Annotated in this window: 22 protein-coding genes; 12 read left to right on the top strand and 10 right to left on the bottom strand. The window is 63.7% G+C overall.

The features are described 5' to 3' along the window. Positions 1–542 precede the first annotated feature (542 nt). Together aceA and ACF8SD_RS09205 are read right to left on the bottom strand one after the other, a co-directional pair. Entirely contained in the window at positions 543–1,868 is a 1,326-nt protein-coding gene (aceA, locus tag ACF8SD_RS09210; RefSeq protein ID WP_054913919.1) for an isocitrate lyase, read from the bottom strand. 490 nt (positions 1,869–2,358) lie between these two features. Further along, positions 2,359–3,123 carry a secretin N-terminal domain-containing protein gene (locus ACF8SD_RS09205; RefSeq protein ID WP_173890203.1) on the bottom strand — a complete coding sequence of 255 codons (765 nt, stop codon included), beginning with the start codon at positions 3,121–3,123 and terminating at the stop codon, positions 2,359–2,361. A gap of 269 nt (positions 3,124–3,392) precedes the next feature. Here ACF8SD_RS09205 and ACF8SD_RS09200 point away from each other — a divergent pair, with 269 nt between their 5' ends. Continuing rightward, on the top strand, positions 3,393–4,835 hold the full coding sequence (locus ACF8SD_RS09200; RefSeq protein WP_173890201.1) for a SulP family inorganic anion transporter: 1,443 nt from the start codon (positions 3,393–3,395) through the stop codon (positions 4,833–4,835). 118 nt (positions 4,836–4,953) lie between these two features. On the opposite strand, the gene fusA is transcribed toward ACF8SD_RS09200, so the two are convergent. Together fusA and ACF8SD_RS09190 are read right to left on the bottom strand one after the other, a co-directional pair. Beyond that, positions 4,954–7,065, bottom strand: a complete 2,112-nt coding sequence (gene fusA / locus ACF8SD_RS09195) for an elongation factor G (RefSeq protein WP_173890199.1) — start codon at positions 7,063–7,065, stop codon at positions 4,954–4,956. 73 nt (positions 7,066–7,138) lie between these two features. Beyond that, positions 7,139–7,564, bottom strand: coding sequence for a hypothetical protein (locus ACF8SD_RS09190; protein WP_009684215.1), 426 nt, complete (start codon positions 7,562–7,564; stop codon positions 7,139–7,141). A 243-nt stretch (positions 7,565–7,807) separates the two neighbouring features. Between ACF8SD_RS09190 and ACF8SD_RS09185 the strand changes: the two genes are divergently transcribed. Then, the gene (locus ACF8SD_RS09185) at positions 7,808–8,110 is read left to right on the top strand and encodes a hypothetical protein (RefSeq protein ID WP_173890196.1); all 303 of its coding nucleotides are present in this window, start codon (positions 7,808–7,810) and stop codon (positions 8,108–8,110) included. 3 nt (positions 8,111–8,113) lie between these two features. Here the strand turns inward: ACF8SD_RS09185 and ACF8SD_RS09180 are convergent, their stop codons facing one another. Both ACF8SD_RS09180 and gcvA read right to left on the bottom strand, forming a co-directional pair. Further along, complete coding sequence (locus ACF8SD_RS09180) at positions 8,114–9,364, bottom strand: aspartate aminotransferase family protein (RefSeq protein WP_392484284.1); 1,251 nt, start codon at positions 9,362–9,364, stop codon at positions 8,114–8,116. Positions 9,365–9,489: 125 nt separating this feature from the next. Then, on the bottom strand, positions 9,490–10,386 hold the full coding sequence (gcvA, locus tag ACF8SD_RS09175) for a transcriptional regulator GcvA (protein WP_392484283.1): 897 nt from the start codon (positions 10,384–10,386) through the stop codon (positions 9,490–9,492). A 255-nt stretch (positions 10,387–10,641) separates the two neighbouring features. On the opposite strand from gcvA, the gene ACF8SD_RS09170 reads away from it, so the two are divergent. The 6 genes from ACF8SD_RS09170 to ACF8SD_RS09145 all read left to right on the top strand — a co-directional run bounded on the left by ACF8SD_RS09170 (position 10,642) and on the right by ACF8SD_RS09145 (position 17,910). After that, positions 10,642–12,024 carry an amino acid permease gene (locus tag ACF8SD_RS09170; protein ID WP_009684211.1) on the top strand — a complete coding sequence of 461 codons (1,383 nt, stop codon included), beginning with the start codon at positions 10,642–10,644 and terminating at the stop codon, positions 12,022–12,024. A gap of 57 nt (positions 12,025–12,081) precedes the next feature. Continuing rightward, positions 12,082–12,579: a PaaI family thioesterase gene (locus tag ACF8SD_RS09165; RefSeq protein WP_173890192.1), complete on the top strand. Its 498-nt coding sequence runs from the start codon at positions 12,082–12,084 to the stop codon at positions 12,577–12,579. 228 nt (positions 12,580–12,807) lie between these two features. Further along, positions 12,808–13,290 carry a formate dehydrogenase subunit gamma gene (locus ACF8SD_RS09160; protein WP_173890190.1) on the top strand — a complete coding sequence of 161 codons (483 nt, stop codon included), beginning with the start codon at positions 12,808–12,810 and terminating at the stop codon, positions 13,288–13,290. Beyond that, positions 13,284–14,843 (top strand): NADH-quinone oxidoreductase subunit NuoF, encoded by a 1,560-nt coding sequence (locus ACF8SD_RS09155; RefSeq protein ID WP_173890188.1) that lies wholly within the window; start codon positions 13,284–13,286, stop codon positions 14,841–14,843. The genes ACF8SD_RS09160 and ACF8SD_RS09155 overlap by 7 nt, the downstream gene beginning before the upstream one ends. Next, positions 14,840–17,710: a formate dehydrogenase subunit alpha gene (gene fdhF / locus ACF8SD_RS09150; RefSeq protein ID WP_173890186.1), complete on the top strand. Its 2,871-nt coding sequence runs from the start codon at positions 14,840–14,842 to the stop codon at positions 17,708–17,710. The genes ACF8SD_RS09155 and fdhF overlap by 4 nt, the downstream gene beginning before the upstream one ends. Further along, positions 17,707–17,910 carry a formate dehydrogenase subunit delta gene (locus ACF8SD_RS09145; RefSeq protein ID WP_009684206.1) on the top strand — a complete coding sequence of 68 codons (204 nt, stop codon included), beginning with the start codon at positions 17,707–17,709 and terminating at the stop codon, positions 17,908–17,910. The genes fdhF and ACF8SD_RS09145 overlap by 4 nt, the downstream gene beginning before the upstream one ends. A 53-nt stretch (positions 17,911–17,963) precedes the next feature. Here the strand turns inward: ACF8SD_RS09145 and ACF8SD_RS09140 are convergent, their stop codons facing one another. Beyond that, positions 17,964–18,827: a universal stress protein gene (locus ACF8SD_RS09140; RefSeq protein WP_173890184.1), complete on the bottom strand. Its 864-nt coding sequence runs from the start codon at positions 18,825–18,827 to the stop codon at positions 17,964–17,966. Between the two features lie 154 nt (positions 18,828–18,981). Here ACF8SD_RS09140 and ACF8SD_RS09135 point away from each other — a divergent pair, with 154 nt between their 5' ends. Then, positions 18,982–19,599: a tRNA-(ms[2]io[6]A)-hydroxylase gene (locus tag ACF8SD_RS09135; protein WP_173890182.1), complete on the top strand. Its 618-nt coding sequence runs from the start codon at positions 18,982–18,984 to the stop codon at positions 19,597–19,599. A 26-nt stretch (positions 19,600–19,625) separates the two neighbouring features. Here the strand turns inward: ACF8SD_RS09135 and ACF8SD_RS09130 are convergent, their stop codons facing one another. Next, positions 19,626–19,946 (bottom strand): YqjD family protein, encoded by a 321-nt coding sequence (locus ACF8SD_RS09130; RefSeq protein WP_392484282.1) that lies wholly within the window; start codon positions 19,944–19,946, stop codon positions 19,626–19,628. A 122-nt stretch (positions 19,947–20,068) separates the two neighbouring features. On the opposite strand from ACF8SD_RS09130, the gene ACF8SD_RS09125 reads away from it, so the two are divergent. Beyond that, complete coding sequence (locus tag ACF8SD_RS09125; protein WP_009684201.1) at positions 20,069–20,332, top strand: hypothetical protein; 264 nt, start codon at positions 20,069–20,071, stop codon at positions 20,330–20,332. An 11-nt stretch (positions 20,333–20,343) separates the two neighbouring features. Here the strand turns inward: ACF8SD_RS09125 and ACF8SD_RS09120 are convergent, their stop codons facing one another. Continuing rightward, a complete protein-coding gene (locus ACF8SD_RS09120; RefSeq protein WP_392484281.1) occupies positions 20,344–20,826 on the bottom strand; it encodes an LEA type 2 family protein in 483 nt (160 codons plus the stop codon). A 134-nt stretch (positions 20,827–20,960) separates the two neighbouring features. Between ACF8SD_RS09120 and ACF8SD_RS09115 the strand changes: the two genes are divergently transcribed. Both ACF8SD_RS09115 and ACF8SD_RS09110 read left to right on the top strand, forming a co-directional pair. Continuing rightward, entirely contained in the window at positions 20,961–22,085 is a 1,125-nt protein-coding gene (locus ACF8SD_RS09115) for a sigma-70 family RNA polymerase sigma factor (RefSeq protein ID WP_173890174.1), read from the top strand. Between the two features lie 124 nt (positions 22,086–22,209). Further along, a complete protein-coding gene (locus ACF8SD_RS09110) occupies positions 22,210–24,636 on the top strand; it encodes a TonB-dependent receptor (protein ID WP_392484286.1) in 2,427 nt (808 codons plus the stop codon). 121 nt (positions 24,637–24,757) lie between these two features. Here ACF8SD_RS09110 and ACF8SD_RS09105 read toward each other — a convergent pair whose 3' ends face one another. Then, positions 24,758–25,648, bottom strand: coding sequence for a LysR family transcriptional regulator (locus ACF8SD_RS09105; RefSeq protein ID WP_173890172.1), 891 nt, complete (start codon positions 25,646–25,648; stop codon positions 24,758–24,760). Positions 25,649–25,654 lie beyond the last annotated feature (6 nt).

Raw genomic sequence — 25,654 nt, 5'->3', positions numbered from 1 at the left:
TTTGCTGCCTCAACATAGACCTGATTATGGGGTTTGTTGGGGCTGCCGTTGGGTCGCGTGAGGGCTGCCATTTGTATGGCGAAAGGAATGCAGCGCCTGTGAGACCGAGCGCCGCCCGCGCGGCGCATCGCCGGCAAGCCGGCTCCCACATCTGTTTCGGGCCAATGATGCCTGTGTGATTTGCGCGCGCCCCCTCTGGCGCATGGCTCGATACCGCGCCGTATGTACTAGGCGGTCGCATGCGCTGGCCCAGGATGGACTGGTCCGAAACAAATGGGGAGCCGGCAAGCTGAACTGGCATGCAGCACAGAAGCACCCTTGATAGGCGCGATTCGTCTGTAGGAGCGGCCTTGTGTCGCGAAAGGGCCGCAGAGCGGCCCCGGCAATTTTGCGGTGGCGCACAGATCCCGGGGGCGCTACGCACCCCTTTCGCGACACAAGGCCGCTCCTACAGGGTTCATCCGCGAAAGGGCCGGTACCGGCAAAAACGAAGGCCCGGCGCTTTTACAAGCGCCGGGCCTTCGTTCAACCGCAAGCCACTATCAGTGGAATTGCTCTTCTTCGGTCGAACCCGTCAGGGCAGTCACCGACGATGCCCCGCCCTGAATCACGGTGGTCATGTCGTCGAAGTAGCCAGTGCCCACTTCCTGCTGGTGCGCGACGAAGGTGTAACCCTTGCTGGCGTCAGCGAATTCCTGCTCTTGCAGCTTCACATAGGCGGTCATGTCGTTGCGGGCGTAGTCGTGCGCCAGGTTGAACATGCCGTGCCACATGTTGTGGATGCCGGCCAGGGTGATGAACTGGTGTTTGTAGCCCATGGCCGACAGTTCGCGCTGGAACTTGGCAATGGTGGCGTCGTCCAGGTTCTTCTTCCAGTTGAAGGAAGGCGAGCAGTTGTACGACAGGATCTGGTCCGGGTACTCCTTCTTGATCGCTTCGGCGAAGCGGCGGGCTTCGTCCAGGTCCGGTTTAGCAGTCTCGCACCAGATCAGGTCGGCATACGGCGCGTAGGCCAGGCCGCGGGCGATGGCCTGGTCGAGGCCGGCGCGCACTTTATAGAAGCCTTCACGGGTGCGCTCGCCAATCACGAATGGCTGGTCGTAAGGGTCGCAGTCGCTGGTCAGCAAATCGGCGGCGTTGGCGTCGGTGCGGGCCAGGATGATGGTCGGCACACCCGACACGTCAGCAGCCAGGCGCGCGGCCACCAGCTTCTGCACGGCTTCCTGGGTGGGGACCAGTACCTTGCCACCCATGTGGCCGCATTTTTTCACCGAGGCCAGCTGGTCTTCGAAGTGCACGCCGGCGGCGCCGGCCTCGATCATGTTCTTCATCAGCTCGTAGGCATTCAGCACGCCGCCGAAACCGGCTTCGGCGTCGGCCACGATCGGGGCGAAGTAGTCGATGTAGCCGTCGTCGCCTGGGTTCTTGCCCGCTTTCCACTGGATCTGGTCAGCGCGGCGGAACGCATTGTTGATGCGCTTGACCACGGTGGGTACCGAGTCGACCGGGTACAGCGACTGGTCCGGGTACATGGACTCGGCCGAGTTGTTGTCGGCGGCAACCTGCCAGCCGGACAGGTAGATAGCCTGGATGCCGGCTTTTACCTGCTGGACTGCCTGGCCGCCGGTCAGGGCGCCCATGCAGTTGACGAAGTCTTTCTCGGGGCGGAAGGACGGGTGGGCACCTTCGGTGACCAGCTTCCACAGTTTTTCTGCACCCTGGCGGGCAAAGGTGTGCTCGGGTTGCACGGAGCCACGCAGGCGAACGACATCAGCGGCGGTGTAGGTACGGGTCACGCCTTTCCAGCGCGGGTTCTCGGCCCAGTCTTTCTCGAGGGCTGCAATTTGCTGTTCGCGTGTCAGTGCCATGGAAATAAACCTCGTCGCATCGATCTTGAGTTAATTGTGCTGATGCTCGGAGCAGATCAGGTGCCTGGCGGCTGTCCTGTTCGCAGGCGTGCGGCGGCGAACGCGAAGGCTCGAAGGGGAAGGAGAGTGCAGGCCAGGCGAAGGGCGCCCCGGCAGATCGGCTCGTGGATGCCTAACTGCGGTGCTACGCGATTGCCAGTACTGCGGTGATGCGCTTCCGTCCCTCGGGACAACTTCTTCGTTGCAGTCGCAATCCCGTCGAACCGCCTTGTGGGCCGTATAGACACAAGGCGCCTCCGGGGGTGGGAGGAGCGCGCCTCGAAGGCCCTTGCCAGGGCCCCTGATTAGCGGGAGCGAGGCCATCATGCCCTTGGGAAAAACACCCTGTCAAATGTTTTGTAGTGGTTTTTTGTGCTTACTACATCTTTGGTCTAATACGACTTGTCAGTCAGTTTCAAGGCCTTTGGTCGAGGCCTTGAATTGCCTAGGATCAGTCCAGAACGTCGACTTTTACCCGCACAGTCATGTTTTCACCGCGCTGGGTGCTGTAACTGCGGTTGGCGGGGCTGCGCTCGGCTTGGCTCTGCTGGTTGTAGCCTGCCAGTGGGAGCCACTCGCCGAGCTTGCCCGTGATGGTTGTGTCGGTGCTTTGCACTTTCACTACATCTGCACGTTCGTTGCTGATGCGGTCATTATTGCTACTGATTTGCAGGCGAACCGTATCGCCACTCACGCTTGGGGTTACATAGAAACCCTGGGTCACGTTGCGGTATTCGGTGTTGCTCTGGATACGCCCGTAGCTGTCGGTGCTGGTGCTGGTAACCGGAATGCTCTGGCCCACCTGGATGAGCGCCGGCTGGCCTTCGCTGGCCTGTACTTGCTGCATGCCCCCGTCGCGGTTGCTGGTGCCGTAGCGAATGACCCGGCCGTTGCCCCGGTTGTCCTGGAAGTTGCTGTCGGTGTTGTCCACGCTGATCAGCAGGCGTTTGGGCAGGGTGTCGAGCTGTTGCAGCAGGGCGCGCAAGTCATCGATGCGTGCCGGGCTGGCGTTGACGATCAACTTGTTCTCGAAGGCGCTGACCGTGCCGTCTTTGGCGATGAATGCCTGTGCGGCAGGCAGCAGTTCGGCACTGCTGCGGTGCTGCAGCGGCAATACCTCGGTGGCGGCCTGGGCGGTGAGGCTGGCGGCCAGCAGCAGGGCGGCGCATAGGGGGCGTAGCGGCATGTCCATGATCTCCGCAGGTGGGGTTGCCATGATGGCAAAGGCGTCCTGCCTGTGCTGGATGCACATCAAAAAACTGCCTTTTATCCTGGCTTTATCCAGTAAACTATAAATTATAGTCAGCGAGATAATTGCAGATAATCGCCCTCCACAGGCCCTGCCAGGCAGCCTGAGAGCCCTTCGGCTACATTGCGCGGTGGCTGCTGTCAGACAAATTCCGTAACATCCCGCCTCAGAATTTTGCCCGCTCTAAAGGCCGTACAAGTGCCCCAGGCTGTTGTCCGGCTAATTACAGGATGCCCATGAAACCCGCCCGACTTCGCGCCGACCTGCTCGCCGGCCTGACCACTTCGTTCGCCTTGGTGCCCGAGTGCATCGCCTTTGCCCTGGTCGCCCACCTAAACCCGCTGATGGGCCTGTACGGGGCGTTCATCATTTGTACCTTGACCGCACTGTTCGGCGGTCGGCCGGGGATGATATCCGGGGCTGCCGGCTCTATGGCGGTGGTGATCGTGGCGCTGGTGGTGCAGCACGGCGCGCAGTACCTGCTGGCAACGGTGCTGCTGGGCGGGGTGGTGATGATTCTTTTCGGCCTGCTGCGCCTAGGCAAGCTGGTGCGCCTGGTGCCGTACCCGGTCATGCTGGGCTTCGTCAACGGCCTGGCCATTGTCATTGCCATGGCCCAGCTGGAGCATTTCAAAAACGGTGAGCACTGGCTAAGTGGTACGCCGCTGTACCTGATGATCGGCCTGGTGGCGCTGACCATGGCGGTGGTCTACCTATTGCCGAAGCTCACCCGCGCCGTACCGCCGGCATTGGTGGCGATTCTCGGCGTTGGCTTGCTGGTGTACCTGCTCGGCTTGCCCACCCGCACCTTGGGCGATATGGCGCACATCGCTGGCGGCCTGCCGGGGCTGGCGCTGCCGGATGTACCGTGGAACCTGGAAACCCTCAAGATCATCGCCCCCTACGCGGTGCTGATGGCCATGGTCGGCTTGCTGGAAACCCTGCTCACGCTGAACCTGACCGACGAAATCACCGAAAGCCGCGGCTACCCGGACCGCGAGTGCGTGGCATTGGGCGCCGCGAACATGGTGTCGGGCCTGTGCGGTGGCATGGGGGGTTGCGCGATGATCGGGCAAACGGTGATCAACCTCAGCTCCAATGGCCGTGGCCGGCTGTCGGGTGTGGTAGCCGGGGTGATGATTCTGCTGTTCGTGTTGTTCCTGTCGCCGTTGATCGAGCGTATTCCGTTGGCGGCGCTGGTTGGCGTGATGTTCGTGGTGGCCCAGCAGACGTTTGCCTGGGCGTCCTTGCGGGTGTTGCACAAGGTGCCGGTCAACGATGTACTGGCGATCATCGCGGTGACCGTGGTCACGGTGTTTACCGACCTGGCCATGGCAGTGCTGTTCGGCATCGTGATCGCGGCGCTGAACTTTGCCTGGCAGCATGCCCGGGAGTTGTACGCCGACAGCCATGAAGACGCCGATGGCAGCAAACGCTATCAAGTGCATGGCACGCTGTTCTTCGCCTCGACCACTTCATTTCTCGACCAGTTCGATGCCGCCAGCGACCCGGCCCAGGTCACGCTGGACTGCCAGCACTTGAGCTTTGTCGATTATTCGGCGGTTGCCGCACTGCAGACCTTGCGCGAGCGCTATGCTAAGGCGGGCAAGCACCTGCGCGTGGTGCATTTGTCGGAGCGGTGCAAGAAGCTGTTGAAGCGGGCAGGGGAGCAGCACTGAGAAAGGTTATTGTCTGTGCTGGCCTCTTCGCGGGCATGCCCGCTCCCACAGCAATGGCGCAGGAGCTGTCCCTGTGGGGGCGGGCGTGCCCGCGAAGAGGCTGGCACAGGGGAATGAATCACTCCCCACGGTTCTTCTTGACGATGCCATCGGCAATGCTGGCTGGAGCCTCGGCATAGCGGGTGAACTCCATCGAGAAGCTGGCCCGGCCCTGGGTCATCGAGCGCATCGAAGTGGCGTAGCCGAACATTTCGCCCAACGGCACCTCGGCGCGGATCACCTTGCCCGCCGGGGTTTCGTCGCCGTCCTGGATCATGCCCCGGCGCCGGCTCAGGTCGCCCAGGATATCGCCCTGGTATTCCTCGGGGGTGACCACTTCCACCTTCATCACCGGCTCCAGCAGTACCGCGCCGCCTTTTTGCGACAGCTGCTTGGTGGCCATCGACGCTGCGATCTTGTAGGCCATCTCGTTGGAGTCCACATCGTGGTACGAGCCGTCATACACCGCTGCCTTCAGGTTGATCAGCGGGTAGCCGGCCAGCACGCCGTTCTTCATCTGTTCTTCGATACCCTTCTGGATCGCCGGGATGTATTCGCGGGGCACCACGCCGCCGACGATCTCGTTGACGAATTCCAGGCCTTCCTTGCCTTCGTCACCGGGGGCGAAGCGGATCCAGCAATGCCCGTACTGGCCGCGGCCGCCGGACTGGCGGACGAAGCGGCCCTCGATCTCGCAGGTATTGCGGATTTTCTCGCGGTAGGCCACCTGCGGTTTGCCGATATTGGCCTCGACGTTGAATTCACGGCGCATGCGGTCGACGATGATGTCCAGGTGCAACTCGCCCATGCCGGAGATGATCGTCTGGCCGGTTTCTTCGTCGGTGCGCACCCGGAATGACGGGTCTTCCTGGGCCAGCTTGCCCAGGGCGATGCCCATTTTTTCCTGGTCGGCCTTGGTTTTCGGTTCCACGGCTACGGAGATCACCGGGTCGGGGAAGTCCATGCGCTCAAGGATGATCGGCTTGTCCATGTCGCACAGGGTGTCGCCGGTGGTCACGTCCTTCATGCCAATCAGCGCAGCGATGTCACCGGCGCATACGTCCTTGATCTCCGCGCGCTGGTTGGCGTGCATCTGCACCATGCGGCCGATGCGCTCTTTCTTGCCTTTGACCGAGTTGAGCACGGCATTGCCGGAGCTGAGCACCCCGGAGTACACCCGGGCGAAGGTCAGGGTGCCGACGAACGGGTCGGTGGCGATCTTGAAGGCCAGGGCCGAGAACGGCTCCTTGTCGTCGGCGTGGCGTTCCAGGTGCTTGTTTTCGTCGTCGGGGTCGGTGCCCTTGATTGCCGGGATTTCCGACGGGGCAGGCAGGTAATCGATCACCGCATCGAGCATCAGCGGCACGCCCTTGTTCTTGAACGAGGAGCCGAGGATGGTGGGTACGATTTCGTTGTTCAGGGTGCGTTTGCGCAGGCCGGCCTTGATTTCGTCGATGCTCAGCGCTTCGCCTTCAACAAACTTCTCAGTCAGTTCGTCATCGGCCTCAGCCGCGGCTTCCACCATCTTCGCGCGCCATTCATCGGCCAGCACCTTGAGCTCGGCAGGTATCTCTTCTTCGCGATAACTGGTGCCGTTATCGGCATCGTTCCAGTAGATAGCTTTCATCTTTACCAGGTCGATCTGGCCGATGAAATGCTCTTCACTGCCAATCGCCAGCTGGATTGGCACCGGGTGGTGGCCCAGGCGCTGGTCGATCTGTTTGACCACCCGCAGGAAGTCGGCGCCCTGGCGATCCATCTTGTTGATGTAGGCCAGGCGCGGCACATGGTACTTGTTGGCCTGGCGCCAGACCGTCTCGGACTGGGGCTCGACGCCGTCGGCGCCGCTGAAGACCACAACGGCACCATCAAGTACGCGCAGCGAGCGTTCCACCTCGATGGTGAAGTCGACGTGGCCGGGGGTGTCGATGATGTTGAACCGGTACTTGTCGGCGAACTGCTTGGTCGAGCCTTGCCAGAAGGCCGTGGTCGCCGCCGAGGTGATGGTGATGCCGCGCTCTTGCTCCTGCGCCATCCAGTCCATGGTCGCGGCGCCATCGTGCACCTCGCCCATCTTGTGGTTGACCCCGGTGTAGAACAGGATTCGCTCGGTGGTCGTGGTCTTGCCGGCGTCGACGTGGGCGACGATGCCGATGTTGCGGTACAGCTCGATGGGCGTTGTGCGGGCCATGGCGGACTACCTGCGGCTGGGCGGATTCCACCACGTTAGCAGACCCGTGGAATCCTGCCGTGCCGCCGGGCTGTCAGTCGGCCTGGGCCTGCAGCAGCCACTGGCCATCCACTTCGCGAGCCAGGCCACACGCCGGTAGCAGGGCCAGCAAGCGTGGGTGCAGGCCGGCTTCGGTGAAGGTCTTGAGCGTGGCCAGGTCCAGCGCGCCGATCAGGTTCAGGTCAGCCTTGGTATAGGACAGCCAGGCTTTCTTCAGCACCTGGGCCACATCGCTGCCGGCGGTGCTGGCGAAACGGCGGTGCCACGGGCGGCCGTCGAAGGTGAAGGTGTGCGCGTGGCTATAGGTGCTGGGGTCGGCACCTTCGACGCAGCGGTGGCAGCGGCACGGGCCCTCGCCGAAAGCGTTGCGCAGGTAGCTGTTGAAGTCCACCACCGGCTTGAGGGACAGACGTTTGTCGACATCGAACAGGTCGGCGATCAGGGGTTCTTCGGCGCTCACTCGGGATCCTCGTGTGGTGTGGCGTGCATCGGCGGGCACCCTAACAGATCGGGGCGGCCAGATCACCTGTTGCAGGGCTGGCCGCTTCGCGGGTGAACCCGCTCCCACAGGGGCTGCAGCGTATTCAAGGGTTGTATACCTGTGGGCGCTGACTTGCCAGCGATGAGGCCAGTAGAGACAACAGGCAACGCCTGCCGTACTCTACGCGCCCGTACGCCCACCCACCCATTGAGGTAACCCCGCTTGAGCACCCAGTACCCGTACATCGCCACCGTCACCATCAGCGCCGAGGACCGTGGGGGCGATACCGAGGCCTCGGAGAACCCCAATATGCGCGTTGGCCTGGAGGCGGTGACCGAAAACCTGAAAAAGGTGCATTTCGTCGGTACGCTCGCGGCGCCTGAAAAGAATGCCACGCACATTTGCGTCACCCTGGAGAACGGCCTGACCTACTACGGCCCGATCGTCAATGGCCATGCCGAACTCGAAGGCGGCTGGATCGCGTTCGAGTCCGACATGCTCACCCCGGCAGAACTGGGCCTGTAACGCTCAGTTCAACTCCGCCAGGCACTGCTCGAGGATATCCAGCCCTTCTTCGAGCACCTCGGCCTCGATGGTCAGCGGTGCCAGCAGGCGAATGATGTGCCGCGCCTTGCCGCTGGGCATCAGCAGCAGGCCTTTGGCGCGCGCCGCGCCCAGCACCTTGGCCAGTTGCGCCGGGGCCGGGCTGCCGTCTGCATTGACGAATTCAATCCCGCGCATGGCGCCCACGCCGGTCAGGCGCCCGATGAACGGGTACCGGCCCGAGGCCGTCCAACGCTGGTGGCGGCTGACGATGGCCTGCTCCTGGCGCTCACCCCAGGTAGCCACGTTCTCGTCGGTCATCTGCGCCAGGCTGGCCAGTGCTGCCGCACAGGCAATGGGGTTGCCCGAGTAGGTGCCGCCGAGGCCGCCCTTGGGTAATGACCCCATCAGGTCCTTGCGCCCGACCACCGCACCCAAGGGCATGCCCCCGGCAATGCTCTTGGCCAGCAACAGCAGGTCGGGCTCGAGCCCCAGGCGCGGGAAGGCGAAGCGCTGGCCGGTGCGGCCAAAGCCTGACTGGATCTCGTCGATGATGATCAGGATGCCGTGCTGGTCGCAGAAGCGGCGCAGGGCCTGGGCGAAGGCCGGGTCGAGGGCCAGGAAACCACCTTCTCCCTGCACTGGCTCAAAAATGAACGCCGCCACGTCTTCCACGGCCAACTCGACGCTGAACAGGCGGTCCATGGCCTTGAGTGCCTGTTCGCAGGTGACCCCGGTGTCGGCGCTCGGGTAGGGCAGGTGGTAGACCGGCCCGGGCAGCTCGCCGACCCGTTGCTTGTACGGGGCGACCTTGCCGTTGAGGTTCAGGGTAGCCAGGGTGCGGCCGTGGAAGCCCCCGTCGAAGGCGACGATGGCCCGTTTACCGGTGGCGCCTCGGGCCACTTTCAGGGCGTTTTCCGCGGCTTCCGCGCCGCTGTTGGTGAGCATGCCGGCCAGCGGGTAGCTGACCGGTACGAACTGGCTCAGTTGCTCCATCAGCGCCAGGTACGGACCATGGGGGGCGGCGTTGAAGGCATAGTGAGTGAGGCGGGTGGCCTGGGCCTGGATGGCCTCGACCACGGCCGGGTGGCAGTGGCCCAGGTTGAGCACGCCGATACCGCCGACAAAGTCGATGTAACGTTTGCCGTCAGTGTCCCAGACTTCGGCATTGCGACCATGGGAAAGTGTGATTGGGTGAACGATGGCAATTGATTGGCTGATACTTTCCTGGTTCATGGTGCACGCGGACCTTGTTCGAGTTTCTTATTATCCAAACGTGTTCGCAGGTTATTCCGCAAACGAATTATTCGATTGCGGTCATTCCATGGATTCGTGATCTGGCCGATACTTCGCCATTCAAATCAATCCCCCTCAGCGACCCGCTCCCGTATCCACTGCACAAAAGCCCGTATCTTGGGCACTTCGGCGGCATGTTCGGCATGCGCGATGAAGTGCCGGCCATTGCTCGCCACCGGGTGGTCCCAGGCCACCACCAGCTTGCCTTCGCTCAATTCCTCGGCCACCAGGTAGCGCGGGATCAGGGCGATGCCACAACCGGCGATGGCCGCGCGGATGCACAGGTAGAAGGTGTCGAAACGCGGCCCGTGGTAGCTGTTCTGGCTGTGCAAGCCCAGCCCCAGGAACCACTCATGCCAAGCTTCGGGCCGCGACACGCACTGCAACAAGCGGTGCTCGGTCAGTGCCTGGGCACTGTCGAAAGGGTGGCTGGCCAGTAGCTGCGGGCTGCACACCGGCACGACCTCTTCACTGAACAATTCGATGCAGGTTGCCCCGGGCCAGGTGCCCTGGCCGAAGAAAAAGGCGATGTCGGCCTTGGCCTGGACCAGGTCGAACGGCTCCAGCTCGTTGCGTATGTCCAGGTGAATACGCGGGTAGCGGTCGCCGAAGCCCTTGAGCCTGGGCACCAGCCAGCGCGCGCCGAAGGTGGGCTGGGTAGCGATGCGCAGCACTTCGGTTTCGTCGCCATAGCTGAGGATGTAGCGGCTGGAAATATCGATCTGGGTGAGGATCTTGTTCACTTCGGTGAGGTACAGGGCGCCGGCCGGGGTCAGGTGCAGGCGCCGGCGAATACGCTGGAACAGCGAGTGCGAGAGCATGTCTTCAAGCTGCGCCACCTGCTTGCTGACTGCGCTCTGGGTCAGGTGCAGCTCTTGCGCCGCACGGGTGAAGCTGAGGTGGCGGGCGGCCGCTTCGAAACACTGAAGGGCGGTGGTCGAGGGCATCAGGCGTTTGGACATGACGGGCGAATACCGAGCAAAAAAGTGAGGAGTTCATTCCAAAACGGAATCATGTGTTTCGAAAAGGTCGTTTGTTGACCCCGGCCTATAGATTAATACTGACCTGAATCAACAAAGACAACCGGTCATGTGAAGAGGAGGTCATTACCCGCTTTCGGTCTTTGCAAAACAACAACAACGCGCATCAGAAATTTAAAAGAATTCTGCTCCGACCTTCAGCCGCCATGCCGCGGCCGACCCATTCGAGGGTTCTTCATGGCTTCTCACGACAACAAGAAACAGCGCTCCTTGCAGCACGGCCTGACCTCGCGCCAGGTGTCCATGATTTCCATCGCCGGCATCATCGGCGCCGGCCTGTTCATCGGCTCGTCCAATGCCATTGCCACCGCTGGCCCGGCGATCCTCATCTCCTACGCCATGACCGGCTTGCTGGTGCTGCTGGTCATGCGCATGCTGGGTGAAATGGCCATCGCCAACCCCAACAGCGGCTCGTTCTCGACCTATGCCAGCGAGGCCATCGGCCCGTGGGCTGGGTTTACCATCGGCTGGCTGTACTGGTGGTTCTGGGTGCTGATCATTCCGGTCGAAGCCATCGCCGGCGCCGACATCCTGCATGCCTACTTCCCAGGCGTGCCCTCGTGGCTGTTCGCCTTCCTGATCATGCTGGTGCTGGCGGGCACCAACCTGGTCAGCGTGAAGAACTTCGGTGCGTTCGAGTACTGGTTCGCCTTGGTCAAGGTGGTGGCGATCATTGCGTTCATCGTGGTCAGCGGGCTGGCGGTGTTCGGTTTCTGGCCGCTGGCCGAGGTGTCCGGGGTCAGCCGCCTGTGGGACCATGGCGGCTTCATGCCCAACGGCTTCGGCACCGTACTGGGTGGCGTGCTGATCACCATCTTCTCGTTCTTCGGTGCCGAAATCGTCACCATCGCCGCTGACGAAACCGCCAACCCGAAAGACAAGATCCGCCGTGCCACCAACCTGGTGGTCTACCGCATCGCCATCTTCTACCTGGCCTCGATCTTCCTGGTGGTGTCGCTGGTGGCCTGGAACGACCCGGCGTTGAAGGCGGTCGGTTCATTCCAGCGGGTGCTGGAGGTGTTGAACGTGCCGGGGGCCAAGCTGCTGGTCGACCTGGTGGTGCTGGTGGCAGTGACCAGCTGCATGAACTCGGGCCTGTACACAGCCTCGCGCATGCTCTATTCGCTGGGCGCGCGTGGCCAGGCGCTGAGCATGACCAAGCGCATTTCTGGCTCTGGGGTGCCGACCGTGGCCGTGCTGTTCTCCACCTTGGCAGGCTTCGCCGGTTGCCTGGTCAACTATGTATTCCCTGGCAAGGTGTTTGGCTTCCTGTTGTCTACCACCGGTGCCATCGCGTTGCTGGTGTACCTGGTGATCGCCGTGTCGCAGCTGCGCATGCGGGCGCGCGCCGAACGCGAAGGGCGCCCGCTGGAGCTGAAAATGTGGCTGTTCCCCTACCTTACCTGGCTGGTGATCGGCACCATTGTCATGGTGCTGGGCTACATGCTGTTCAGCGATGCCTACCGCTACGAAACACTGATGACCGCCGCGGTGACTGTGTTCATCCTGCTGGTGTCGCTGACCCAGCGGCGCGGCCGCGTGGTTGCGCAGGCCGCCTGATGTTTCTGCTTTAATGGGGGCGTTGCGCGCCCCCTTTTTCATCAGCACAGGAAGCGTATGAACGACCAGCCCCTTTCCCTCCAGGCCATGGCGGCACCAGACGGTACCTGCTACGGCTGCGGTTGCTCCCACCCCAGCGGGTTGCACCTGCAAAGCCATTGGCATGCCGATGGTATCCACCTGGTCTGCAGGCATGCCCCGGACAGCACCTTCAGCGGTTGGCCAGGCCTGGTCTACGGCGGCCTGCTGGCGATGTTGGTCGATTGCCATTCCAACTGGACCGCCATGGCCTACCACTACCGGCACGAAGGCCGCGCGCCGGGCAGCGTGCCGCGCATCGACTGCGTGACCGGCACTCTCAGCTTGACCTACCTGAAACCCACCCCGATGGGCATCGAATTGCTGCTCAAGGCCCGGGTAGAAGGTGAAGTAGGGCGCAAAAGCCGGGTGATCTGTGAAGTCTGGGCTGGCGATGTGCTGACCGTGACGGCGGACTCGGTGTTCGTCCGCGTCGATACCGAAAAACTCAAGCTCAAGGCCCACGGCCAGGGCTGACCAGCGTCGGTTTCAGGATGCGCCTGGTCGCTCGTACGCAACCCTTCGGCGGCATAAGTGCCATGCTTGCAGGATGCCGTCGGACCAGCGCACGCAGATGCGCGGCCGTCAGCGAGGAGGCCGCCGCCATCGCGCAACCGTGACGTTGCCGGCGTGCCGCAGCAGAACACGCTGGATACCTGCCATTACAAGAAAACAGGCAGGGTCCGTGATGCCGAGGTCCGCTGTATGCCTGATGAATTGCTCCAACTGCCCGTTATCCAGCGCATTCTGGCGCGCGACAAAGACACCCCGGGCGCCCTGTTGCCGATGCTGCATGCTATCCAGCATGACCTGGGCTACATCCCCGATGCCGCCGTTCCCGAACTGGCCCATGCCCTCAACCTCAGCCTGGCCGAGGTGCGTGGGGTAATCAGTTTCTATCATGATTTCCGCACTGCGCCGCCGGCACGCCATACCTTGCGCCTGTGCCGCGCCGAGTCGTGCCAGAGCCGTGGCGCCGAAGCACTCGCGGCGCAGCTGCGTGAACAGCTGGCACTCGACGACCATGGCACCAGCGCAGACGGCGCCATCAGCCTGCGCCCGGTGTACTGCCTGGGCGCCTGCGCCTGCTCTCCCGCGTTGGAACTCGACGGCCAGGTGCACGCACGGCTCACCCCCGAGCGCTTGCGCGCCTTGGTCAATGCCTGCCAGGAGGATGCAGCATGCTGACGCTGTTCATTGCCTGTGATTCGGTCGCCCGCGCCGTGGGCGCCGACCAGGTCGCCGAGGCCTTCCAGCGCGAAGCCGAGCGGCGCCAGTTGCCGCTGGAAATCCAGCGCACCAGCTCGCGTGGGCTGTACTGGCTGGAGCCGCTGGTCGAGTGCGACAGTGCGCAAGGCCGCCTCGGCTTTGGCCCGGTTACCGCACAAGACGTGCCGGCGCTGCTCGATGCCCTGGCCGGTGAGCCCGCCGAGCACCCGCTGGCGCTTGGGCCGGTCGAGGCCATCCCCTACCTCAAGACCCAGCAACGGCTGCTGTTTGCCCGCGCCGGCATTACCCGCCCGTTGTCGCTGGACGACTACCGGGCGCACGGCGGTTTCGCCGGCCTTGAAGCCGCGGTAGCGCTGGACGGCGCCGAAGTGGTCGCTGCCGTGCTGGACTCCGGCTTGCGCGGCCGCGGGGGGGCGGCCTTCCCGGCGGGTATCAAGTGGCGCACCGTGCGGGACGCTGGCGCAGGCCAGAAGTACGTGGTGTGCAATGCCGACGAGGGCGACTCCGGCACCTTTGCCGACCGCATGCTGATGGAGGGCGACCCGTTCCTGCTGATCGAAGGCATGATCATTGCCGGCCTCGCCGTGGGCGCCGACATGGGCTACATCTACGTGCGCTCGGAATACCCCGACGCCATCCGTGTGCTCGAGCAGGCGTTTGCCGTCGCCCGCGCGGCCGGTTACCTGGGGGCCAACGTGGCCGGTAGCGGCCGGGCCTTCGAGCTGCAGGTACGGGTGGGGGCCGGCGCCTACATCTGTGGTGAAGAAACCGCACTGCTCGAATCGATCGAGGGCAAGCGCGGCATCGTCCGCGCCAAGCCGCCACTGCCCGCGCTGCAAGGCCTGTTCGGCTTGCCGACATTGGTGCACAACGTGCTCACCCTGGCCTCGGTGCCGATCATCCTGGCCAAGGGCGCGGCGTTCTACCGAGACTTCGGCATGGGCCGCTCACTGGGGACCATGCCGTTCCAGCTGGCCGGCAATGTGCGCCACGGTGGCCTGGTGGAGCGGGCTTTTGGCCTGACCCTGCGCGAGCTGGTAGAGGGCTACGGGGGCGGCACGGCCAGTGGCCGGCCGCTGAAAGCTGCGCAGGTCGGGGGCCCGCTTGGCGCCTGGGTGCCGCCCAGCCACTTCGACACGCCGCTGGACTATGAAGCCTTCGCCGCCATGGGCGCGATGCTCGGCCATGGCGGTGTGGTGGTCGCCGACGACACCCTGAACATGGCCAGCATGGCGCGTTTTGCCTTGCAGTTCTGCGCCGAGGAGTCGTGCGGCAAGTGCACCCCGTGCCGCATCGGCTCGACACGGGGCATGGAGGTGGTCGACCGCTTGATCGCCAGCAGCGAGACGGGCGAGCGCCATGACCACGCCCTGTTGCTGCGCGACCTGTGCGACACCATGCAGTACGGTTCGCTGTGCGCCATGGGTGGCATGACCGCCTACCCGGTCGCCAGCGCCCTCAAGTACTTCCCCGCCGATTTCGGGCTGACCACCACGGAGGCCGCACAGTGATCAACTTCTTCGACCCGCAAACCGACCTGGGCACCCCGGCTCGCGACAGCGACGTGCAGGTCAGCCTGAGCATCGATGGCCGTGCCATCAGCGTGCCGGCCGGCACCTCGGTGATGCGCGCCGCGGCCATGCTCGGCACCAGCATCCCCAAACTGTGTGCCACCGACAGCCTTGAAGCCTTTGGCTCGTGCCGCATGTGCATGGTGGAAATCGAAGGCATGCGCGGCTACCCGGCGTCGTGCACCACGCCGGTCAGCGAAGGCATGGTGGTGCGCACCGAAACCCCGCGCCTGGCCGGCTTGCGCCGCAACGTGATGGAGCTGTATATCTCCGACCACCCGCTGGACTGCCTGACCTGTTCGGCCAACGGCAACTGCGAACTGCAAACCGTGGCTGGCCAGGTTGGCCTGCGCGAGGTGCGCTACGGCTACGAAGGCGCCAACCACCTGGCGGAGAAAAAGGACGTTTCCAACCCGTATTTCGACTATGAACCGAGCAAGTGCATTGTCTGCAGCCGCTGCGTGCGCGCCTGCGAGGACATCCAGGGCACCTTCGCCCTGACCATCACCGGGCGTGGTTTCGAGTCGCGGGTGGCGGCGGCCGGCGGGGACAATTTCCTGGCTTCGGAGTGCGTGTCGTGCGGCGCCTGTGTGCAGGCCTGCCCAACGGCGACCCTGACCGAAAAAAGCCTGGTGCAACTGGGCCAGCCCGAGCGTTCGGTGGTCACCACCTGTGCCTACTGCGGTGTGGGCTGCTCGTTCCGCGCAGAAATGAAAGGGGACCAGCTGGTGCGCATGGTCCCGGACAAGAACGGCGGCGCCAACCATGGCCACGCCTGTGTCAAAGGGCGTTTCGCCTGGGGCTACGCGACCCACCCGGACCGCATCACCAAACCGATGATCCGCAAGCGCCTGGAGGACCCGTGGCAAGAGGTCAGCTGGGACGAGGCGGTGAACTACGCCGCCAGCGAATTGCGCCGTATCCAGCTCAAGTATGGGCGTGACTCCATTGGCGGCATTACCTCCAGCCGCTGCACCAACGAAGAGGCGTACCTGGTGCAGAAGCTGGTGCGTACGGCGTTCGGCAACAACAACGTCGACACCTGTGCGCGGGTCTGCCATTCACCGACCGGTTATGGCCTGAAGCAGACCCTCGGCGAGTCGGCAGGTACGCAAAGCTTCGACTCGGTGATGCAGGCCGACGTGATACTGGTGATCGGTGCCAACCCTACCGACGCCCACCCGGTGTTCGGCTCGCAGCTAAAGCGCCGCCTGCGCCAGGGCGCGCGGCTGATCGTGATCGACCCACGGCGCATCGACCTGGTCGACGCGCCGCACGCCCGTGCCGAGCTGCACTTGCAACTGCGCCCTGGCACCAACGTGGCCATGCTCAACGCCTTGGCCCATGTGATCGTCACCGAGGGCCTGCTGGCCCAGGGCTTCATCGATGCCCGCTGCGAAACCGAAGACTTTGCCCGCTGGCGCGACTTCGTCAGCCGTGCCGAGAACGCCCCGCAAGTGCTTGGCCCGGTGTGTGGCGTAGCGCCAGAGCAGATCCGCGCCGCCGCCCGGCTGTACGCCACCGGCGGTAATGCGGCCATCTATTACGGCCTTGGGGTGACCGAGCACAGCCAGGGCAGCACCGCGGTGATGGCCATCGCCAACCTGGCCATGGCCACCGGCAACATCGGCCGTGAAGGGGTAGGGGTCAACCCACTGCGCGGCCAGAACAACGTGCAGGGTTCGTGCGACATGGGTTCGTTCCCCCATGAGTTGCCCGGTTACCGGCATATCTCCAACCAAGCGGTGCGTGAAGAGTTCGAGCAGGCCTGGGGCGTGACCTTGCAGCCCGACCCGGGCCTGCGTATTCCCAACATGTTCGAGGCAGCGCTGGACGGCAGCTTCAAGGCGCTGTACTGCCAGGGTGAAGACATTGCCCAAAGTGACCCCAACACCCAGCACGTCACGGCCGCCTTGCTCGCGATGGAGTGCGTGGTGGTACAGGACATCTTCCTCAACGAAACCGCCAAGTTCGCCCATGTGTTTTTGCCAGGCAGTTCGTTCCTGGAAAAAGACGGCACCTTCACCAACGCCGAGCGGCGTATTTCACGGGTGCGCAAGGTCATGGAACCGCTTGCCGGCAAGGCTGACTGGGAAGCTACCATCGCCCTGGCCGACGCCCTGGGCTACCCGATGCACTACCGCCACCCGTCCGAGATCATGGATGAAATCGCCCGCCTGACCCCGACCTTCCGCCGGGTCAGTTACGCCGAAATCGAACGTCATGGCAGCCTGCAATGGCCCTGCAACGAGGCGGCGCCGGATGGCACGCCAACCATGCACATCGACCAGTTCGTGCGGGGCAAGGGCCGCTTCATGCTTACCGGCTATGTGCCAACCGACGAAAAGGTCAACAGCCGCTACCCGTTGTTGCTGACCACCGGGCGCATCCTCAGCCAGTACAACGTCGGCGCGCAGACGCGGCGCACCGGCAACGTGGCCTGGCACGACGCCGACCGCCTGGAAATCCACCCTACCGATGCCGAAAGCCGGGGTATCCAGGATGGCGACTGGGTTGGCATTGGCAGCCGTGCCGGGCAGACGGTGCTGCGCGCCAAGGTCAGTGCGCGAGTGGCCGCGGGGGTGGTGTACACCACGTTCCACTTCCCCGAGTCGGGGGCCAACGTGATCACCACCGACAACTCCGACTGGGCCACCAACTGCCCCGAGTACAAGGTCACGGCGGTGGAGGTGGTCAAAGTGTTCCAGCCCTCGCAATGGCAGCAGCGCTATCAGGACTTCAGTGACGAACAGCGGCGCCTGCTGCAGGAGCGCCGCACAGCGGAGAAAGCCGAGGTACGCCAATGAGCAGCGCCAGCCTGGTCAAGATGGCTAACCAGATTGCCCATTATTTCGATAGCGAGCCTAACCGAGCGCTGGCCGTGCAGGGGGTACGCCAGCATCTGCAAAGCTTCTGGACGCCGGCCATGCGCAGGCAGCTGCTGGAGTGGATTGCAGCCAACGACGGGGAGGGGCTGGACCCGAAGGTGCGTGAAGCATTGGGCTGACGGGTACCTGCGCCCGTGTGCAGGCTCGCCCCCGTGGCGCGCCTGCAGGGGCGTCAACCCCGGACCCGTTCGGCCAGATTGGCGCTGGTTTCCTCGAGCTTGAGCACCAGCACGTCGCCCTTCAGCTTATCGAGTACCACCTCTGCAGTATTGCCAATCAACGCCCCGATAATCCCTGTGCGGCACACCGTACCGATCACGGTCACCACCGCATCCAACCCCTGCTCGGTGTGGGGGATGAGTACATCTGCCGGCCCTTCGGCCACGTGCAGGCATTGGTCGCTGATGGCGTACTCGGCCTGGAACGCCTTGCACGCTTCACGGTAGCGTTCCTCGATGGTTTCGCTCAACTGGTAGACCGGGTCGGCCGCCGACAGCATGGGCGACGGGTGTGCGCTGATGACATGCAGTTCGCCCTTGGCCAGCGCGGCGATGTCATGGCCATGGTCAATGATGCTGGCGTGCAGGCGGCGGTGATCCTCGTCCTGGTTGCCCACATCCACCGCGGCCAGAATCCTGCCGCCAGTCCATGGCCGCTCGCTCTTGACCATCAGCACGGCACACGGGCATTGACGCAGCAGTTTCCAGTCACCGGGGGTGAGCAGGGCCTTTTTCAGCGGGTTGTCGGGGCGGTGTTCCTTGATTACCAGCTCACAGCCTTCGGCCTGCTGCACGTCGATGATGGTGTCGTGCAGGTTATCGCGCCAGGCTTCTTCGTGGGAGACATTGTCATAACCGTCGTCGTGCAGTTGGCGGCTCAGCACACTCAACAGCGCGCTGTGGTCATGCCGTTTGTCGCACATCAGCAGGTGCAGGCGCGCGCCGGTGACGCCTGCAATCAGCTTGGCCCGGGTCAGTGCCCGGCTGTGGGCGTGTTCGGGGTCGAGCACCACCAGAATGCTGCGGATGGCTTGCATGGGCGTTAACTCCAGTCAAAGGGGGCGACCAATGCCTGACTATAGTCCCCGCTGCCCGGTCGGGTGCTTGATACACATCAAGCATAGCCACTGGCGCCGACCGCCGCCGCCGGTATAATCGCCAGCCCTGCCTGTTCCGTGTGGTTGCATGCTCATGTCCCTGACCCCCGAAATCGATGCCTTCCTGGGCTGCCCGACGCCAGACGCCTGGATCGAAGCAGCGCTGGCCGACCAGGAAACCTTGCTGATCGACCACAAGAACTGCGAATTCAAGGCCGCCAGCACTGCCCTGAGCCTGATCGCCAAGTACAACACCCACCTTGACCTGATCAACATGATGTCGCGCCTGGCGCGCGAGGAGCTGGTGCACCACGAGCAGGTGCTGCGCCTTATGAAACGCCGTGGTGTACCGCTGCGGCCGGTGTCGGCGGGGCGCTACGCATCGGGGCTGCGCCGGCTGGTGCGCGCCCATGAGCCGGTCAAGCTGGTGGATACACTAGTGGTCGGGGCGTTCATCGAAGCGCGCAGCTGCGAGCGCTTTGCCGCGTTGGTGCCGCACTTGGATGAAGAATTGGGCCGTTTCTACCACGGCCTGCTGAAAAGCGAGGCGCGCCATTACCAGGGTTACCTGAAACTGGCGCACCACTATGGTGAGGTGGCGGACATTGCCCGCCGCATTGAACTGGTGCGTGCGGCGGAAGCGGAGCTTATCCAGTCACCGGACCAGGAGTTGCGCTTCCACAGCGGGATTCCGCTGGCGCAGGCCGCCTGATTCGTGCCGCCGGCGCGGCCGCTCGGTCAGTTGCGCCGGCCCAGTAGCAGGCCCACCACCAGGCCGAGGCCGGCGGAAATGGCCACGGTTTGCCATGGGTGGCCACCGATGTAGTCCTGTGTGGCATTGACCATGGGCTGCGCTTTGTCACGCACGTTTGCGGCGGCTTGGCGTGCCTGTTTCAGCTTCAGGCTGACCTGCGCGCGCAGGCTGTCGGCTTCTTCGCCAACCAGGGCAGCGCTGTCGTTGAGCAGTTTCTCCGATTCTTCGATCAGCGCCTGCAATTCGCTGAAGACCTGGTCCTTGATTTGGTCGCTGTCGGCCAGCGTGGCTTTTTTCCGGGCCATGAAAGTGTCCTCGTCGATGGGTGGTTTGAACAATGGATACTTGCGCGCCGGAAAAGTTGCTTCGGCGTGAGGTTGGCGCGTTGGTGTAAGATAGCCGCCATTTACGGTCTAGCAGGTGATGCATGAGTTTCAATCTGGCCAACATGAGCTTCGAGGAACGGGCGCAGATCGAGGCAGAGAAGGCCCGGCTGTTCGAAATGTGGCAGACCAACCTGGGCAAGGCCAAGGGCGAAGCCGCCCGGCTGATCGCCGAGAAGCCACGGCGCAAGGGCAAATGGGCCGAGTGGGTACGCGCTGAGCTGGAGGGCATGTCGCCGCCCGAATACGCCAGCATGGTCCGCAGCGAAGTCAACAAGCTGATGGCAGCAGCCAGCGCCAACCGCTAAGCGCCCGCTGTTTACCAGTTGGTCCCTTTGGGCAGGTCCAGCTTGCCCTCGTCGGTGAAGCGCACGGTGCCCAATGGCCCGCTGGCCAGCTTGCCGCGCAGCTTGTAGGGCAGGCCCTGCAGGGTACCCACCTGGCCCAGCCCGTAGGCCTGGCGCAGGAAAGAGAACGCCGTGATGCTCACCGGCACCACGATCACCGCCTCGTCGTAGCGGCCAATGTGCCCCTGCTGGTCACTGACCCCGGCAGCCAGTGGCTGGCCGTTAACCGCCAGGTCGAGGGCGATGCCGTTGTAGTCGATTGCCTCTTCGTTGGGGTTCTGCACCCGCATTTTCACGGCCATGCGCAACTCCAGTTCCTGCCCGGGCAGCGGTTCTATGCCGATCACGCTGATGTTCAGCGGGTCGCGTGGCTGCAAGAGCGCGCAGGCCGCCAGGCTGCTGGTCAGGCACAGGGCGATGAGCAGGCGGGTGTAGCGGTGCAGTCGGGCAACCATGGGTACGACCTTGCCTAAGTGAACGAGCCGTCAGTGTGGCAAATGCGCGCCGGCGTTGAAAGTGTTGGCCTAGATGAAAGATACTGTTTCTCATTAACAGCCGATAACTTCTCTTACTGGTCGTTCCCAAACCCATGCTGACTTCACCTGTGTCGGGCCTTCTGGCGAGTTTCCAGGAGCACTACGACGACTTGCTGCAGTTCCTGACCCGGCGCATGAGCGACCGCCAGCGTGCCGCCGACGTCGCGCAGGAAACCTACCTCAAGCTGGTGCACATCGACGAGCAGGCTTTGCCGGTGCTGCACGCGCGCAGTTTCATCTTCCGCGTGGCGGGTAACCTGGCGATCGACGCCCTGCGCCGCGAGCAACGCATTGCGGCCAGCCACGATGATTGCGACGGGGCAGGCGAGCTAGCCTGCCCAGCGCCAGAGCCCGAGGCGGTGTTGCTGGCGCGTGAGCGCCTGCAACTGCTCGATCAGGCGCTGTTGCAGTTGCCCTGCAAGGCCCGCCAGGCGTTGTTGCTGAACCGCGTAGACGGCCTGACCCAGAAGCAGGTCGCGCAACGCCTTGGCGTGTCGCAAAGCATGGTGGCCAAGTACATTGGCCAGGCCCTGCGCCATTGCCGCCGGTGGCTGCAGCAGGCGGGCGTAGCGGCCTGCGGGGTGTTGCTGATTACCGCCTTGGTCGCCTGGCAGCAGGCGCCGATGTTGCTGGCCGATTACCACACTGGCGTGGGTGAGCGGCAAGTCGTGACGTTGGCCGATGGCACGCGGGTCACCCTGAACAGTGCCAGCGCCTTGCGCGTGGTATTCAGCGAGCATGAGCGGCGCGTGGTGCTGGCTGCAGGGGAGGCGCTGTTCGAAGTGGCGAATGATGCCCGGCCGTTCGTGGTGGACACGGCCGGTGCAGCGGTGCAGGGGCGTGCCGCCACCTTCAGCGTGCGCCGTGATGGGCACGTGGTACTGGCACGTGGCGAGGCCAAGGTCGGCGAGCAGCCGTTGGCAGTAGCGGCGGATGCCGGTGCCCAGTTGGCCTGGCAGCGGGGCAAGCTGATCTTCAATGGCAAGCCGTTGGGGCAGGTGCTGCAAGAGCTGGAGCGTTACCGGCACGGGCGCATCGTGCTGTCCGACAGCAAGCTGGCGGCGTTGGAGGTGAGTGGGGTCTTCGACCTGGATGAGCCGCAGGCGCTGTTGCGCAGCCTGGAGCAGCGTTATGGGCTGAAGGTGACCTACCTGCCTTGGTTGGCCGTGGTGCATTGAGCGGCCAGCGCAGAAAAAATTTGCAGTGGGCACTGCAAGTTCCTGCAAGCCAGATCGTCGTAGTGAGACTGATCAGCAACTCATTCTCATTTACGACTTGTCAGGAAGCGCCTACGTGTCTCTGATGCCCAAGCCTTTGCCCCGCCGCCGCGGTTCACTTCACCATGCCCTGTTGTCTTGCAGTGCCCTGGCCATGCTGAGCGGCCCGCTGCATGCGGCCGCTTCGACTACCACCGAAAACGCCCAACTGCAGGCCCGGCAGGTTCAGCTTGACCTGCCTGCCCAGCCGCTGGACCAGGCCCTGACCGCGTTTGCCGACCAGGCTGGCCTGCACTTGCTGTACACCACGAGCGATGTCGCCGGCCTGGCCGGCCCGGCCCTGCGCGGCAGCTACAGTGTCGAGCAGGCGCTGCAACAATTGCTGGCCGGTAGTGGCATGGGCTGGCAATTCAGCGATGCCCGCACAGTTACCCTGCGCAAGGCCGAGGCTGCGCCGCAGGCGGTCAACCTCAAGCCGATCGAAGTCAGTGTGGCTTCGCGCACCAGCACGGCAATCAGCGAAATCCCCGGGACCGTGTGGGTGGTCGACCAACAGCAACTGCGCGAACAGATCGACAGTGGCGTCAGCCTGAAGGAAGCCATCGGCAAGCTGGTGCCGGGCCTGGACCTGGCACCGGAAGGGCGCACCAACTACGGCCAGAACATGCGTGGGCGCAATGTGCTGGTGATGATCGACGGGGTCAGCCAGAACAGTTCAAGGGGGCTGTCACGCCAGTTCGACAGTATTTCGCCGTTCAATGTCGAGCGCGTCGAAGTGCTGTCTGGTGCCAGCGCCATCTACGGCGGGGGCGCCACCGGCGGTATCATCAACATTGTCACCAAGAAGGGCGAACCCGGGCCGGCCCGTTTCGAGACCCAGTTAGGTGCCAGCAGCGGCTTCAACAACAGCGACGACCTGGCCACCCGCTTTGCCCAGTCGATCAGCGGCGGCAACGAGCGGATCAATGCCCGCCTGGGTATCTCCGGCGAGCAGAACGAAGCGTTCTACGACGGATCGGGCGAGCAGATCTTCATCGACAACACCCAGACCGACCTGCAGTACAACCGCACGATCGATGTGCTCGGCAGCTTGGGCATGCAGTTGAACGAGCAGCAGAGCCTTGACCTGCTGGCCCAGTATTACGACTCGGGCAACCACGGCAGTACCGGTATCTACTTCCCCAACCTGAACTACAACGCGCCCTCCGACCTGGAAGATGCCGAGCTGCGCAGCGGCTATTCAGCCGGCCTGGAGCCGCGCACCCGGCGCCTGCTGCTCAATGCCAACTACCACCACAGCGACGTGCTCGGCCAGGACTTCTACCTGCAAGCGTCGTACCGCAAGGAAGACGACAACTTCTACCCGTTCCCGTACTACAACCGGGCCACCCCTACGGGCTCACGCGGGGTGTACTTTGCTGCCTCGCAGCAGAACTTCGAGGTTTCCAGCCTCAAGGGGTTGTTCGCCAAGCAATGGGACACGCTCAAGCTGACCTATGGCGTTGACCTGGACCGCGAGCGCTTCAGTGCCGAGCAGACCACCTTCAACGCACAGACCTCGTCCGAATCCGGTGGCCTGGACCTGGAGAAGGAGAGCAAGGCCGCACGTTACCCGAGCTATCGGGTGGACGGCGTTTCGCTGTATGGGCAGCTGGACTGGCGCGCCACTGACAACCTGACCTTGTCTGGCGGCGCCCGGCGCCAGCAGATGGACGTGGATGTCAGCGACTTCAAGGGCGTGCCCGGCGGCAGCAACGATTACCAGGTCAACCTGTTCAACGTCGGCGCCATTTACGACTTCAAGAATGGCCATCAGGTGTGGACCAACTACGGCGAAGGCTTCGACCTGCCAGACCCGGCCAAGTACTACGGCAAGCCGGGCCTGAGCGTGGCAGACAACCCCCTGGCCGGGATCAAGAGCCGTCAGGTGGAACTGGGCTGGCGCTATGCCGACCTGGACTGGGACGCCCAGGCAGCGCTGTACTACATCTGGTCGGACAAGATCATCAACGTCGACTCGCAAACGCTCACCATCAATGTCGAAGAGCAGAAGAGCCGTGACTTCGGCTTTGAAGGGGCATTGACCCGCCACTTCCAGAGCGGTTGGGAAGCGGGCGGCACGCTGCACCTGACCCGCTCCGAGGAAGAGGCTGTCGACGGCGGCTGGATCAAGCGCGATGCCCGCTATGCCTCGCTGTCGAAGGCCACCGGCTTCGTTGGCTGGAAGGGAGACGGCCGCAGCGCGCGGCTGCAGGCCAACCACGCGTTCAGCCTGAAGGACGACGCCGACCATGAGATCGACGGCTACACCACCTTCGACCTGCTGGCCAGCCAGGACACCGGTTTCGGCACTTTCAGCGCGGGTATCCAGAACCTGCTGGACAAGCAGTACAGTACGGTCTGGGGGCAGCGCGCGACGCTGTTCTATTCGCCGACTTACGGGCCGGCGTACCTGTACGACTACCAGGGGCGTGGGCGCACCTACACCCTGACCTGGAGCATGGCTTACTGAGCCTGTACACGGGGCAGGGGGTGCCTGGGGCCCTCTGGGTTGAGCGCTGAGTATTGTTGCCGGGGCCGCTTTGCGGCCCTTCGCGACGCAAGGCCGCTCCTACAGGCACCGTGCTTGGCTTTCAGGCGAAGGCCGCCAATACATCTTCGGCAAACGCCTGCTGTGCCTCGCCGGCCACCTGGCCCCGGTGCCGGGCAAGGGTAAACGGCACGACAAAATCCAGCCCCGGGTCCAGCGCCCACAGCTGCCCTTCGGCCTCCCACGCCAGAGCGGTGTGACATGGCAGATAACCAATGTGCCTGCCCGATAGAATGAACGTCAGCACGCTCTCGATCTGTTCTGCCACCGCCATGCCGTGCCTGCTCTGGAACGGCTCGTCGCCTTCGATGAAACGGTACGGGTGGCGCACCTGGTCCTGCTCCAGCAAACGCTGGTGCGGCACCTGCGGCACGCCGAACAAGGGATGCCCTTTGCCGCAATACAGCCGCTGCCGTTCCTCGAACACGGGCTGGTAGTCGAACGCTGCCTGTTTACCGGAAAAATAGCTGATGGCGTAGTCCAGCCGCTGCTCCAGCAACAACCGCTCCAGCTCCGCCGGTGGCGCACTGATCAGTTCCAGTTGCACCGACTCGTCACGGCGGCGAAATGCCGTGATCGCCGCCGCCAGCTTGAGGCTCACTTGCTTGTCCTGGTTTTCCGCCAGGCCGATGCGCACGGTGCCCAGCAGTCGCCCGGCAACACCGTTGGCCTGCTGGCGAAACTGCTCGATGTTCAGCAGCAGCGCGCGCGTGGCTTCCAACAGCATCCGGCCTTTCTCGGTCAGCCGGAAACCACCCTTGCCCCGGCTGCACAGGCGGTAGCCCAGGCGTGTTTCCAGCTGGGCCATGCGTTGGCTGATGGTGGGCTGGCTCAAGCCCAGCAGCCCCTGTGCAGCGCTGAAGCCACCGGCCTCGGCTACAGTGACGAACAGCCGCAGCAGGTGCAGGTCGGGGTCATGCACTTGTCCGAGCATTGCATT

It is taken from the genome of Pseudomonas sp. CJQ_9 (genome assembly GCF_043106615.1).
Lineage (GTDB): Bacteria > Pseudomonadota > Gammaproteobacteria > Pseudomonadales > Pseudomonadaceae > Aquipseudomonas > Aquipseudomonas juntendi.
The sequence above is the reverse complement of the archived record's forward strand: the minus strand, read 5'-3'. Positions and strand labels throughout refer to the sequence as shown.

What these genes read in the sequence shown, in the direction of transcription:
- gcvA (WP_392484283.1), bottom strand. Translation starts at nt 10,386, where the DNA reads ATGTCCAAACGCCTGATGCCCTCGACCACCGCCCTTCAGTGTTTCGAA.
- ACF8SD_RS09155 (WP_173890188.1), top strand. Translation starts at nt 13,284, where the DNA reads ATGCTGACGCTGTTCATTGCCTGTGATTCGGTCGCCCGCGCCGTGGGC.
- ACF8SD_RS09145 (WP_009684206.1), top strand. Translation starts at nt 17,707, where the DNA reads ATGAGCAGCGCCAGCCTGGTCAAGATGGCTAACCAGATTGCCCATTAT.
- ACF8SD_RS09160 (WP_173890190.1), top strand. Translation starts at nt 12,808, where the DNA reads ATGCCTGATGAATTGCTCCAACTGCCCGTTATCCAGCGCATTCTGGCG.
- ACF8SD_RS09110 (WP_392484286.1), top strand. Translation starts at nt 22,210, where the DNA reads ATGCCCAAGCCTTTGCCCCGCCGCCGCGGTTCACTTCACCATGCCCTG.
- ACF8SD_RS09125 (WP_009684201.1), top strand. Translation starts at nt 20,069, where the DNA reads ATGAGTTTCAATCTGGCCAACATGAGCTTCGAGGAACGGGCGCAGATC.
- ACF8SD_RS09180 (WP_392484284.1), bottom strand. Translation starts at nt 9,364, where the DNA reads ATGAACCAGGAAAGTATCAGCCAATCAATTGCCATCGTTCACCCAATC.
- ACF8SD_RS09170 (WP_009684211.1), top strand. Translation starts at nt 10,642, where the DNA reads ATGGCTTCTCACGACAACAAGAAACAGCGCTCCTTGCAGCACGGCCTG.
- ACF8SD_RS09120 (WP_392484281.1), bottom strand. Translation starts at nt 20,826, where the DNA reads ATGGTTGCCCGACTGCACCGCTACACCCGCCTGCTCATCGCCCTGTGC.
- ACF8SD_RS09205 (WP_173890203.1), bottom strand. Translation starts at nt 3,123, where the DNA reads ATGGCAACCCCACCTGCGGAGATCATGGACATGCCGCTACGCCCCCTA.
- ACF8SD_RS09115 (WP_173890174.1), top strand. Translation starts at nt 20,961, where the DNA reads ATGCTGACTTCACCTGTGTCGGGCCTTCTGGCGAGTTTCCAGGAGCAC.
- fusA (WP_173890199.1), bottom strand. Translation starts at nt 7,065, where the DNA reads ATGGCCCGCACAACGCCCATCGAGCTGTACCGCAACATCGGCATCGTC.
- ACF8SD_RS09200 (WP_173890201.1), top strand. Translation starts at nt 3,393, where the DNA reads ATGAAACCCGCCCGACTTCGCGCCGACCTGCTCGCCGGCCTGACCACT.
- aceA (WP_054913919.1), bottom strand. Translation starts at nt 1,868, where the DNA reads ATGGCACTGACACGCGAACAGCAAATTGCAGCCCTCGAGAAAGACTGG.
- ACF8SD_RS09165 (WP_173890192.1), top strand. Translation starts at nt 12,082, where the DNA reads ATGAACGACCAGCCCCTTTCCCTCCAGGCCATGGCGGCACCAGACGGT.
- ACF8SD_RS09130 (WP_392484282.1), bottom strand. Translation starts at nt 19,946, where the DNA reads ATGGCCCGGAAAAAAGCCACGCTGGCCGACAGCGACCAAATCAAGGAC.
- ACF8SD_RS09135 (WP_173890182.1), top strand. Translation starts at nt 18,982, where the DNA reads ATGTCCCTGACCCCCGAAATCGATGCCTTCCTGGGCTGCCCGACGCCA.
- ACF8SD_RS09140 (WP_173890184.1), bottom strand. Translation starts at nt 18,827, where the DNA reads ATGCAAGCCATCCGCAGCATTCTGGTGGTGCTCGACCCCGAACACGCC.
- ACF8SD_RS09105 (WP_173890172.1), bottom strand. Translation starts at nt 25,648, where the DNA reads ATGCTCGGACAAGTGCATGACCCCGACCTGCACCTGCTGCGGCTGTTC.